This window comes from Vagococcus teuberi (genome assembly GCF_001870205.1).
GTDB lineage: Bacteria > Bacillota > Bacilli > Lactobacillales > Vagococcaceae > Vagococcus > Vagococcus teuberi.
This window is the reverse complement of record NZ_CP017267.1, coordinates 725,255-737,947: the sequence shown is the minus strand read 5'-3', so window position 1 is coordinate 737,947 and position 12,693 is coordinate 725,255. Positions and strand designations below refer to the sequence as shown.

General features: G+C 33.6%; 13 protein-coding genes. 4 read left to right on the top strand and 9 right to left on the bottom strand.

Translation table 11 applies throughout. The features are described 5' to 3' along the window. Positions 1 to 43: 43 nt before the first annotated feature. From BHY08_RS03555 to rpsB, 8 genes are all read right to left on the bottom strand, one after another. Complete coding sequence (locus BHY08_RS03555) at positions 44 to 1,744, bottom strand: proline--tRNA ligase (RefSeq protein WP_071456570.1); 1,701 nt, start codon at positions 1,742 to 1,744, stop codon at positions 44 to 46. A 28-nt stretch (positions 1,745 to 1,772) separates the two neighbouring features. Continuing rightward, positions 1,773 to 3,053: an RIP metalloprotease RseP gene (gene rseP, locus BHY08_RS03550; RefSeq protein ID WP_071456569.1), complete on the bottom strand. Its 1,281-nt coding sequence runs from the start codon at positions 3,051 to 3,053 to the stop codon at positions 1,773 to 1,775. Between the two features lie 37 nt (positions 3,054 to 3,090). Continuing rightward, complete coding sequence (locus BHY08_RS03545) at positions 3,091 to 3,879, bottom strand: phosphatidate cytidylyltransferase (protein ID WP_071456568.1); 789 nt, start codon at positions 3,877 to 3,879, stop codon at positions 3,091 to 3,093. Continuing rightward, a complete protein-coding gene (locus BHY08_RS03540) occupies positions 3,876 to 4,679 on the bottom strand; it encodes an isoprenyl transferase (RefSeq protein WP_071456567.1) in 804 nt (267 codons plus the stop codon). The genes BHY08_RS03545 and BHY08_RS03540 overlap by 4 nt, the downstream gene beginning before the upstream one ends. Before the next feature lie 159 nt (positions 4,680 to 4,838). Further along, positions 4,839 to 5,396, bottom strand: a complete 558-nt coding sequence (frr, locus tag BHY08_RS03535) for a ribosome recycling factor (protein WP_071456566.1) — start codon at positions 5,394 to 5,396, stop codon at positions 4,839 to 4,841. 3 nt (positions 5,397 to 5,399) lie between these two features. Next, complete coding sequence (gene pyrH / locus BHY08_RS03530) at positions 5,400 to 6,122, bottom strand: UMP kinase (RefSeq protein ID WP_071456565.1); 723 nt, start codon at positions 6,120 to 6,122, stop codon at positions 5,400 to 5,402. A 116-nt stretch (positions 6,123 to 6,238) separates the two neighbouring features. Next, positions 6,239 to 7,120, bottom strand: a complete 882-nt coding sequence (gene tsf, locus BHY08_RS03525; RefSeq protein WP_071456564.1) for a translation elongation factor Ts — start codon at positions 7,118 to 7,120, stop codon at positions 6,239 to 6,241. Between the two features lie 124 nt (positions 7,121 to 7,244). Beyond that, a complete protein-coding gene (gene rpsB, locus BHY08_RS03520) occupies positions 7,245 to 8,030 on the bottom strand; it encodes a 30S ribosomal protein S2 (RefSeq protein ID WP_071456563.1) in 786 nt (261 codons plus the stop codon). Positions 8,031 to 8,289: 259 nt separating this feature from the next. On the opposite strand from rpsB, the gene BHY08_RS03515 reads away from it, so the two are divergent. Both BHY08_RS03515 and BHY08_RS03510 read left to right on the top strand, forming a co-directional pair. Then, positions 8,290 to 8,910, top strand: a complete 621-nt coding sequence (locus BHY08_RS03515; protein ID WP_071456562.1) for a histidine phosphatase family protein — start codon at positions 8,290 to 8,292, stop codon at positions 8,908 to 8,910. Positions 8,911 to 8,984: 74 nt separating this feature from the next. Further along, a complete protein-coding gene (locus BHY08_RS03510; protein WP_071456561.1) occupies positions 8,985 to 9,554 on the top strand; it encodes a DUF308 domain-containing protein in 570 nt (189 codons plus the stop codon). A 4-nt stretch (positions 9,555 to 9,558) separates the two neighbouring features. Here the strand turns inward: BHY08_RS03510 and BHY08_RS03505 are convergent, their stop codons facing one another. Then, positions 9,559 to 10,896, bottom strand: coding sequence for a hypothetical protein (locus tag BHY08_RS03505; RefSeq protein WP_071456560.1), 1,338 nt, complete (start codon positions 10,894 to 10,896; stop codon positions 9,559 to 9,561). A gap of 122 nt (positions 10,897 to 11,018) precedes the next feature. On the opposite strand from BHY08_RS03505, the gene BHY08_RS03500 reads away from it, so the two are divergent. Next, entirely contained in the window at positions 11,019 to 11,648 is a 630-nt protein-coding gene (locus BHY08_RS03500; protein WP_071456559.1) for an MBL fold metallo-hydrolase, read from the top strand. Positions 11,649 to 11,774: 126 nt separating this feature from the next. Then, positions 11,775 to 12,608, top strand: a complete 834-nt coding sequence (locus tag BHY08_RS03495; protein ID WP_071456558.1) for an undecaprenyl-diphosphate phosphatase — start codon at positions 11,775 to 11,777, stop codon at positions 12,606 to 12,608. Positions 12,609 to 12,693 lie beyond the last annotated feature (85 nt).

The window sequence follows — 12,693 nt, the reverse complement described above, 5'->3', positions numbered from 1 at the left end:
AAAGGTTCTTAGTAAAAATAGACTAAGAACCTTAAAGGCATTGTTACTTATTCAAAATATTTAATGTTGCGTATAATTCATCACGACGAATTTCTAATTCATCTTGTGTTTTCTTAATTTTCACTTCAACAATCTCTTCTTCTGCTTTTTTGCCAACAGTGATTCTAAATGGTGCACCTACTAAGTCGGCATCTTTAAATTTCACTCCTGGACGTTCTTTACGGTCATCTAATAATACATCTAAACCATAATTTTCAAGTTCTTTTTCGATATCTAATGCAAGATTCCATTGATGCTCATCTTTTGGATTGATTGGAATGATATGAACGTCAAATGGTGCAATTTCTGCTGGCCAGTTGATACCATCTTCATCAGATAATTGTTCTGTAATAGCTGAAAGTAAACGACTCACACCAATACCATAAGAACCCATTTGAACTGGAATTGCTTTTCCATTTTCATCTAATACTTCGGCTTTCATTTTTTCTGAATAGAACGTACCTAGTTTAAAGATATGGCCTAACTCAATACCTCGCGTGAATTGTAATTTTCCACGTCCATCAGGAGAAATTTCGCCTTCTTTTACTAAACGTAAATCCACGTATTCTTTTGGTTCAAAGTCACGTCCTGGATTTACATTTGTAATATGATAGCCTGTTTCATTTGCCCCTACAACTGTGTTAGACAAATCTTCAACATAAAGGTCAGCAAGTAACTCAACTGTCTCTGGTAAGCCTACAGGTCCCAACGAACCAAATTCAGCACTTAAAACTTCTCTAACATCATCGTCTGTAGCTGGTTCTAAGTTAATCGCATTTAAATAATTTTTTAATTTCACTTCATTTAATTCATGATCACCACGTAATAAAATCATAACAGGTTTATCATCTGCCATATAAAGCAATGATTTAATAGTTTTTTCTTCTGGTATTGATAAAAATTCTGATAACTCAGCAATTGTTCCAATGCCTGGTGTTTCAATTTTTTCCATTTCAAGTGGTGTTTCATGTGATTTTTTTGACGCATAGAAACTTGTTGCCATTTCTAAGTTGGCTGCATAATCACTTTCGTTAGAGTACACAATCGTGTCTTCTCCAATTTCAGCAATCGCCATAAACTCTTTTGAATCATTACTTCCCATTGCACCACCGTCACCAATGATGACGCGGTAGTTTAAGCCACAACGATCAAAGATTTTTTTATAAGCTTCTTCGAAATCTTTAAATCCTTCATCCAAACTTTCAACTGAAGAGTGGAAAGAGTACGCATCTTTCATGATAAATTCACGACCGCGTAATAATCCGAAACGAGGGCGTTTTTCTCCACGATATTTTGATTGGATTTGGTATAAGTAAAGTGGTAATTTTTTATATGAATTAACATCTTTACTAATTAAGTCTGTAAAAGTTTCCTCATGAGTTGGTCCAAGAAGATATTCTTTGTCGCCATCTGCTGTGAATGTCATTAAAGAATCACCATATGTTTCATAACGACCACTCTCACGCCATAAGTCAGCTGGGATAACAGCTGGCAATAACATTTCATTTGCATCAATTTTTGCAAATTCTTCACGCATAATTTTTTCGATTTTTTGAATCACTTTATAAGCTAGTGGTAAATAAATATAATACCCACTTGATACCTGTCTGATATAACCACCACGAAGCAAGATTTTATGACTCATTGCTTCTGCTTCACTTGGCACTTCACGCAAGGTTGGCATAAAAAATTTCGATTGTTTCATAAATAATAAACTCCCCTAAATAAATGTATTATTGAATAAAGAAACGTTGAATATCATTCCACGTTACAGCGACCATCAACACAACTAATATAACAACCCCAGCCATTGTGATCATTACTTCTTTTTCTTGACTTAATGGTTTTCCACGCACCCCTTCAAACAGGTTTAACATTAATTTTCCACCATCAAGACCTGGTAAAGGAATCAAATTCATAATACCTAAGTTGACTGATAGCATTGCTGTAAATGATAAAATAGCAATGATTCCATTTTTGGAAACTGATTCAGACAATTTAAAAATCATCACTGGACCACCTAGTTTATTGATACTAAACCCAGTGATCAAATCGCCTAAAGCTTTAAAAATAGTTAATGAGTTAGCAGCCATCTGTGTTATTCCATATTTGATTTTACCAAAGAAAGATAACGGCGTAAACTTATTACTCATTTGAATACCAATCATTCCAATTTTTGGATTTTGTTCATTCTTTTCTGGTACCACTTCAATTGTTGATTTTTCACCAGATTCTTTTTCGACCACTAAAGATACAGTCTTATTCAAGTTCGATGAAATTTCCTGTTGAATATCTGTAAAATCAGGCGTTTCTTTACTGTTTACTTGAAGTATTCTATCACCTGGTTTAATGCCTGCTTTATCAGCTACACTATCTTGCATCACTCCACCAATAACATTAGAAGGATCTTCTGTGTATTTCCCGCCTTGCATAAACGCAACTAATATAAATAACACCGCAGCTAAAATAAAGTTGTTTAATGGACCGGCAAAGTTGGTCATAACGCGACGACCTAATGATGCTGATTGGAATTGAACATCGCGTGGTGCAATTTGTGTCTCTATTCCATCTTCTTCAAGAATAATAGCATCGTGAGAGACTGGGAACACTTTTTCCTCAGATTCGTCTCCATTCTCATATCCTTTAATAAATAATTCATCCTCTAAATCAAAAGCAATTAATTCAACTGGAATACTATTTGGTAATTGAATTTTTTTTGTGGGATTAATCTTTGTTACAATACCGTTTTCATCCACTACAAGTGATAAGTGCATCCCTGGAGATAATTCTCCTTCGTCTTCTCCCTCACCTGCCATACGTACATAACCACCAAGTGGTAACAAACGAATAGTATACGTTGTCCCATTATGACGATGATAAAACAGTTTAGGTCCCATACCAATGGAAAACTCACGTACTAGTATTCCACCACGTTTTGCGAAGATAAAATGCCCGAACTCATGAACTAACACGATTAAACCAAATACAAAAATAAATGTTAAAAATGTTTTCATCAGAACATCCTTTCTACCATAATCAATTTTCTATATGTTAAAATAATCCTACTAAATGCATAAATGGAAAAACAAATAATAAACTATCAAATCTATCTAAAATGCCACCATGCCCTGGTAAAATATTACCTGAATCTTTTACACCGTAGTATCGTTTATATGATGACTCGACTAAATCACCAAGTTGCCCTACTATTGAAAATAAAATCGTTAGTAATAACATCGCAAATATATTATAAGTCATCGGCCAAATCATAGTATAAACTAATGACACCACCATTGCAGATGCGATACCTCCAAGAGAACCTTCAATTGTTTTATTCGGCGAAATATCTGATGCAAGTTTTCTTTGACCATATTTTCTACCAACCATGTAAGCCCCAATGTCAGTTGACCAAACAATAAACAACGCATACATTAAAACATGTAATCCTGTCTCTCTAGCAGAGATGAAGTTTTGGAAACCTGTTCCAATATATAGACTAACTAATACAGGAAAACCAACATTATCAAAAGTAAATTCATTTTTTGAAAAAACTGGTAATACTAATAATGCCATCACAATTAAATAAAATAATGTATTTCCAGTTACTGTACGTGGTAAAAACTCATACCAAGTCGAACGAGGTAAAATAAGAAGTATCGTCCCAATAATCGCTAGTATCCCTTCAGGTGTCTTGATTTCAAGACCTTTCATTCTAAACAACTCATAAACCGCAATTCCACCTAACATGGCCATCACGATTTGTAGCGGCATTTGTCCAATCACAATTAATGGAATAAATAAAATCAATGCTACTACCGCAGTAATCACTCTTTGTCTCATTTACTTGCATCTCCTTTTGTTTTCAATCCTCCAAAACGACGTTGACGTTGTTGGAAGGATCCTATTGCCTCTTCTAGATTCTCCAAACTAAAATCAGGCCAATAACTATCAGTAAAGAATAGTTCACTATAAGCAATTTGCCAAAGTAAAAAGTTACTGATTCTCTCTTCCCCACTTGTTCGAATTAACAAATCTGGGTCTTGCATCTTTTTTGGTAAACTAGCTGTCATTAAGTAATTAGAAAACATTTCCTCATCGACTTCTTCAATATCTTTTCCTTGTTTGACTTCTTCTAACAACTTATTTATAGCAGTTAGTATCTCAGCTCGACTACCATAGTTTAACGCGAAATTAAGGACCATTCCAGTGTTATCTTTTGTCTGTTCAATTGCATTTTCGACTGCTTTTTGAGTGTGTTTTGGCAAATACTCTTTGTATCCCATAACCGTTACCTTAACATTCTCTTTGACAAGTTCTGGTACAAACACATCAAAAAAATCAACGGGTAACTTCATCAAAAATTCTACTTCACTTGACGGTCGTTTCCAGTTTTCTGTTGAAAAAGCATATAGTGTTAATACTTTTACGCCTAGCTTACTGGCATAGGTTGTTATTTTTTTGACAGTATTCATGCCTTCTTTGTGACCGGCAATTCGTGGTAAATGTCTAGCCTGGGCCCATCGCCCATTGCCATCCATAATAATTGCTATATGCCTTGGAATGTCTCCATCCTTAGAAAAAGATATTTTATTTTCTTCTCCTATTTTTTCCTTCGCTTGTTTTGTAAATAAATTAAACATAAAAAAAGCCCCCTCTAAAGACTTGAGCATAAACATGCACTCATCTTATTGTAGCAAATGGGACTAGAAAAACCTATAAAAAAAAGGATAATCCTACTTTTTTTAAAAGAATTTATAAAAAAACAAGGTGTGAATTTATTCGCACCTTGTTCTTACGGGCTATACGTCTAAAATTTCTTTTTCTTTATCACTAACAATGGCTTCAATATTTTTAACACTTGAGTCTGTTAATGATTGAACGTCTTTTTCTAATCCACGTAACTCATCTTCTGAAATTTCTTTATTTTTCTCTAATTTTTTTAATTCATCAATTGCGTCTCGACGGATATTACGGATAGCAATCTTAGCATTTTCACCTTGTTTACTTACTTCTTTTGCAATTTCTTTACGACGTTCTTCTGTTAATTGAGGAATCACTAAACGAATAACAGTTCCATCGTTTGTTGGTGAGATGCCGATATCACTTGCTAATAACGCTTTTTCAATGTTTTCCATTGCTGATTTATCAAACGGTGTAATCATTAACACGCGTGCTTCTGGAATTGTAATAGAAGACAATTGATTAAGTGGTGTTGGAGCACCGTAGTAATCTACAGTGATGCGTTCAAGCAAACTAGCATTAGCTCGTCCTGCTCTAATTTGGCCTAATTCGCGTCTCAAACTTTCCTCAGATTTCTTCATTTTCTCTTTTGCATCATTTAAAATCACTTGACTCATTTTTTATTTCCCCCTTACAGTTGTTCCGATTTGTTCACCTAAACAAACTCGTTTGATATTTCCCGGTTCATTCATATTAAAGACAACTAATGGTATATCATTATCCATACTTAAACTACTTGCAGTCGAATCCATTACTGATAATCCTTTTGATATAACCTCCATATGAGTTAATTCTTCAAATTTTGTAGCATTCATATCTAGTTTAGGATCCGCAGAATACACACCGTCTACATTATTTTTAGCCATTAAAATAACATCTGCACCTATTTCTACTGCTCTAAGCGCTGCTGTAGTATCTGTTGTGAAGTAAGGGTTACCCGTTCCTCCAGCAAAAATAACTACACGACGTTTTTCTAAATGACGAATTGCACGACGTCTGATATAAGGTTCTGCAATTTGTCTCATTTCGATAGATGTTTGAACACGAGTTGGTACACCTAAATTTTCTAGCGTGTCTTGAAGCGCTAAACCGTTCATCACAGTTGCAAGCATTCCCATATAATCTGCTTGAGAACGTTCCATCCCCATCTCAGCACCAATATTACCGCGCCAAATGTTTCCGCCACCAACAACTATTGCCACTTCTACTCCTAAGGCGTGAATTTCTTTGATTTCCTTAACCAAACCATTTACAACAGATGGGTTAATTCCAAATCCTTTTTCTCCGGCCAATGCCTCTCCACTGACTTTTAGCAATACTCTGCGATATTTAGGTTCTACCATTTTAATGCCTCCGATTTTATACTTATGTTTTACTAAAAATAATTATTTTCAGTAAATTTTTCAAAAAAAAGGAGCGCATATATTATACTACAATAAATGCGTTCCCCGATGATTGACTATTTACCCATTTGACTTGCAACTTCGTCAGCAAAGTTTTCTTCGCGTTTTTCCATACCTTCTCCAACTTCAAAACGCACGAATTCTTTCACTGTTCCACCTTTAGATGCAACAAATTTTTCAACAGTCATATCTGGATCTTTAACAAATGGTTGGTCAACTAAACAAATTTCAGCTAAGAATTTATTCATACGGCCAATAACCATTTTTTCAACGATATTTTCTGGTTTACCTTCATTTAAAGCTTGCTCAGTTAATACTTTTTTCTCGTGATCTAACTCTTCTTGAGATACTTGATCTTTAGATACATAGCGAGGGTTAATTGCAGCAACGTGCATAGCAACGTCTTTAGCAACAGCTTCGTCAGTAGTTCCTTCTAAAACTGTTAATACAGCAATACGTCCGCCCATATGTAAGTATCCACCAAATGCAGCGTTGTCGTCTTTTTCTAAAATTTCAAAACGACGGAAACTAATTTTTTCTCCAATAACTTGAGTTGCTTCAATCACGTCAGACTCAATTGTTCCTGCTTCTGTTTTGATTTTTAAAGCCTCTTCCATGTTAGCCGGTTTGTTTTCAGCTACCAATTTAGCAATATTTTTAACTAAATCTTGGAATTTTTCATTTTTAGCAACGAAGTCTGTTTCAGAGTTTACTTCAACAATAGCAGCTGTATTTCCATTAACGTATACATTTGCTAAACCTTCAGCAGCGATACGGTCATTTTTCTTACCAGCTTTTGCCATTCCTTTTTCTCTTAATAAGTCGATAGCTTCTTCCATTTTTCCTTCAACTTCAACTAACGCACGTTTAGCATCCATCATACCGACACCTGTACGTTCACGTAATTCTTTTACCATAGAAGCACTAATTTTACTCATTTATTGTTTCCTCCCAAGTGTTTAATCTTTTATTCTAATGAAAAAGCTATCTAAGACAAATGACAAAACCATTGGCTACTTTGTTCACCTTTGCCAGCAGCCCTAGACAGCTTCAATTTATTTATTATTCAGCGTTACTTCCTTCAACAACTTCAACGATTTCTTCGATTGAAGGAGCTTCTTCAGAAACAACTTCTTCTGTAAATACTTCTTCTACGATTTCATCTTCACCTTGACGACCTTCAATGAATGCGTCAGCCATTTTTCCAGAAATTAATTTAACCGCACGAATAGCATCATCGTTAGATGGGATAACAACATCAATCTCATCTGGATCACAGTTAGTATCAACCATAGCTACGATTGGAATATTTAATTTATGAGCTTCTTGAACCGCAATACGTTCTTTACGTGGGTCAACAATAAACATAACATCAGGAATTCTTGGCATATCAGCGATACCGCCTAAGAATTTTTCTAATCTTTCACGTTCTTTCATTAAACCAGCAACTTCTTTTTTAGGTAAGACTTCAAATACACCGTCTTCTTCCATAGTTGTGATTTGTTTCAAACGAGCGATACGTTTTTGGATTGTATCCCAGTTAGTTAATGTTCCACCCAACCAACGATGGTTAACATAGTATTGTCCTGAACGAATTGCTTCGTCTTTGATTGCTTCTTGAGCTTGTTTTTTAGTTCCTACAAATAAAGCAATTCCGCCTTCTTCAGCGACATTTCTCATGTAGTTATAAGCGTCATCTACTAAGCGAACTGTTTTTTGTAAGTCAATGATATAAATACCATTTCTTTCTGTGAAGATATATTTCTTCATTTTTGGGTTCCAGCGACGAGTTTGGTGACCGAAGTGTACACCAGCTTCTAGTAACTGTTTCATACTGATTACTGCCATTTTGTGTTTCCTCCAATGTGGTTTTTATTTTTCCCTCTTAACAGCATCACTTTCTTTGTGGACTTAAAGTAATTAAGCACCTCACAAAAAATCAACTGAAAATGTGGATTTGATACTACTTTTACTGTAGCACCTTTGTTAGTATATAACAGCTAAATAAGAAAATCAAACTTTTTTCACTGATTACTATCCTCTTTTTTACTACTTATTCATTTTATTGTATACTAAACTTAATATGATAAGGGAGGATTTTTACTTTATGACGACATTTTACTGTATGAGACATGGAAAAACAGAATTTAATCAAGCAGGTATTTTTCAAGGAGGTCTTGTTGATTCACCTTTACTAGATGAGGGAATTAAAACCGCTAAAAAAGCGGGTGAATATTTGAAAGATGTTTCGTTTGATCGCGTCATTATTTCACCGCAAAAACGAGCACAAGATACTGCTGAAGCATTTCTTTCAGTTCACCCTTCAAGCCCTGAAAAAGTCATAGAACCTAATATTCGTGAAATGGAGTTTGGTTCATGGGATGGCACACTAGAAAAAAATTATGATGGACAAACTCAATTTGAGCATCTAAAACATCGGCCTCATTTATATGACCCAAGTGAATTTGGTGGAGAGGATTTTAATACTTTATTAACTCGAACAAAAAATGTATTTAGAGACTATGCACAAAAACACCCGAATGATACTATCTTAGTTGTTTCTCATGGTTTAACACTACAAACTCTATTGAAACATTTTCAAGGCCTAGATTTAAGCAAAATTAGAGAAGGTGAATTATTAGGTAATACTAGTATTTCTATTATTGAAACTGATAATGCTGAAGATTTTTCTGTCACACGATACAATGATTTAACTCACGTTCTTTAATCTTTTTTATCTACTCAGCCACGTCATTTCGTGGTAGAATAGAAAAGTTCGATTAGATTAAAGGAGAGTCAAAAATGAGTCAGCTTAGCAGCACACTTTTACGATATGCAAAGAAAATAGAATGGCATTCATTTTTAATGGGTGGGTTGATGGTTATCTTTGGTTTTATTATGGTCTTCCATCTAGACTCACAAATCAAACAATATAGTATTATTATTGGTCTAATTGCCATTTTGAAAGGTTTTTTAAATTTCAATTACTACTCAACTAATACGCGATTAGAACCCAAAGAAAAATGGCACATTCTTTACCTTTTTTCTGGAATAGTCAGTATCATCATTGGATTGTTTATCATTTTTAACTTTTCAGCTACTAATAATGTACTATGTGTTATCTGTGGTTTTTGGTTCATTTGGGATTACATCCCCCAAATTATTCTAACAGAATTAGAATTTATCAATCATAGACAACTGCTTATAACATTTAGAATAATTCAAGGAATAGCTATTTTATGTGGGATTATACTAGTGTTCCAATCATTTATCCCCTATATTAATCCCTTGATGTTTGTTATTTGTTATTATCTTCTCTCAGGAGGCGTTCTCCTTTGGGAAAATTATCAAGTTTTTAAAAAAAGAAGCTAATCTTTTACTTAGAAAAGATTGCTTCTTTTTTTTGTCCTCTATATAAGAAAACGAGTATCACGATAAATATCAACAAGATACTGTACTTGCTCACATCTAGTACTTCTATTGCTTTAGTATCTATTTCTTTAAAACTATAGCTATGTAAAATATTATTCAATGATACCTTGTGTGACGTATTCGTCACTATAAGTAACACAGCCATCATAATTAATTGATGAACGATACTTCCGATATTTCCTAATCGGTACTTAGCAATCAATCTAAAATCACGAGGCAATACAAGATACTGATAAACAGCTTGGTTTAATTGTTGATTATAAATTGAAGTTGTGATACTTAGTGTGAACACACCGATATAAAATAATTGATGCGTTGAAAGTAGTAAAAAACTAATAACTAAACCATAAACAATGACGTGTTGCTTGTTTTTAATTTTTTTGCCAATCATTGGAGAGATAATAATAGACGTTAAGTATAGACTATACACAATCATTAACGATGATTTACCATGATTAATCATTTGATACAATGTGCAAAACACTAAAATAAAATTCGTTAGCATCCCCTTATATATCATTAAAGCACTCTCCAAAGGTCTGAATTGACGTTGTCTTGTTATTTTCTTGTAGTAAACAAAGTAAATGACCAATAATACAAGCATGATCAGCATTAAACTAATTAAAAAATTCGTAACTCCTAATTTCTTGTCTCCTTTAATAATGAAAACCGTGAAAAAGCCAACAAAGAATAATACGAGTGTTTCAATAGTTGAATAATTGGGGTATGGAATAGTCTCATCAATCGTATAATCAGGATAAGTTGATATCACACTATACAGCAGAATTAAATTTAATCCTAAAAATAAAAACGTTTCTACCATTGATACATCAATTAGTTTAAATAAAGCGGCTGAAAAGACTAGTCCATATCCAAGAGAATATAACTGACTACTCCCTTTAAACTCATTTAAACTACGCTCATGAAACATCACTGTGGTATAACTTGGAAACAACAATCCTGAACATATTCCTAACAAACTTCCTGCTATCCAACCAAATATAATTGACTGATTGATAAATAAACCAAATACACAACCGAGAATCCCTACGACAATTGAAACAGGTAATAATTTCTTCATTGGGAGTGTTTTTAACCTAATTAGAAAAAGAATGGTTGTCTTAAAACAATAAAAAAATAATAATGGCAACAAATAACTAAATTCTCTATTATGTTGCAAAAACACATGTACTAAAATAAAAATTGGAAATAAATTCATCCCATTAACTAATACAAATGGAATAAATTGTAATGATTCAAATCGTTTTTTTATATTTTCCATTATATCACCTCTTCTGTCCTCACTTAGTTTACAATATTTTTCTTTGTATCACAAAATTCTTTATATTTTGGAAATCAATCTTTTTTCGTTATAATACATATAAACTCAAAGGAGGAATGAATGTGTTAACTATTAAACAAATTCCAACAGGTACCATTCAAGAAAATTGCTACTTAATCTATAATGATAAATCGTTACTGGTGGTTGATCCGGGTGACGAAGCTAAAAAAATAGAAGCTGAAATTGATGCTTTAGATGTTAAACCTGAAGCTATTTTAATCACTCATGCTCACTATGATCATATTGGTGCAGTTGACGAAATCAGAGATAGATATAATATCCCTGTCTACATCAGTCCTATCGAGCAATCATGGTTAACTGATCCACAACTAAACTTATCTGGTTTAAGTCGTCACGATGATATGGCTGATGTAACCGCTAGGGAAGCTGAGTTTGAATTAAAAAACTATGATAACTATACAATTGGTGATATGACCTTTAAAGTTGTTCCAACTCCTGGACACTCACCTGGTAGTGTTAGTTTCATCTTTGATGACTTTATAGTTTGTGGTGACGCGTTATTTAGAGGCAGTGTTGGACGAACTGACTTACCTTTTGGTGATTCTCAAACTCTTTTATCAGGAATTAAAAAAGAATTATTTACCTTACCCGATGACACAAAAGCTTATCCAGGACACGGACCTGTCACAAGCATCGGTCGAGAAAAACAAGAAAATCCATTTTTTAATTAGATTTATATTAGTACCTATAGATACCTACTTATCTTAGGTACTTTTTAATTTCCAAAAAAAGATTTGGTTTTAAAAAAAGATAATGTATACTTAATTGTGATAAAAAGGAAAAAAGGGGAATTAATAATGGATTTTTATAACATATTAAAAGTAATCTTTTTAGGGATTGTTGAAGGGATTACAGAATGGCTACCTATTAGTAGTACAGGTCATCTTATTCTAGTGGATCAATTTATTAAACTAGATGCTTCAAGTGATTTTAAAGAAATGTTTAATGTTGTCATTCAATTAGGTGCCATCCTAGCTGTTGTGGTTTTATATTTTAATAAATTAAACCCTTTTGCTAGAAATAAATCAGGTATCGAGAAAAGAGAGACTTGGTCGTTATGGTTTAAAGTAGTCGTGGCGTGTATTCCAGCAGGTGTTTTAGGAATTTTATTTGATGATTTTCTAGAAGAACATTTTCATAAATTCGTTCCTGTGGCAATGATGTTAATTCTTTACGGCGTCTTGTTCATCATTGTCGAAAATCGCAATAAAACGATGAAGCCAACTACAACAACTCTAAATCAACTAACTTATAAAACAGCCTTTATTATTGGTTTATTCCAAGTTCTATCATTAATACCTGGGACATCTCGCTCAGGTGCTACTATTATTGGGGCAATGATTATTGGCTGTTCACGTTATGTAGCAGCTGAATTCACTTTCTTTTTAGGTATTCCTGTTATGTTTGGTGCTAGTGGTGTTAAAATTTTGAAATTCTTGTTAAAAGGAAATTCATTCGGTTCTCCTGAAATCATCTTACTATCAATCGGAACGATTGTTTCGTTTGTTGTCTCAATTTTAGCTATTAAATTTTTGATGGGTTATATCAAAAAACACGATTTCAAAGTATTCGGTTGGTACAGAATCATTCTTGGTACCATCATTCTCATTTACTGGTTAACAACATTATAATAAATAAAACCATTGAAGAAGCGATTTTCCGCTTCTTTTTTTATAATCATTCTCATTGATAACGACTATCAATCCCATATAGATT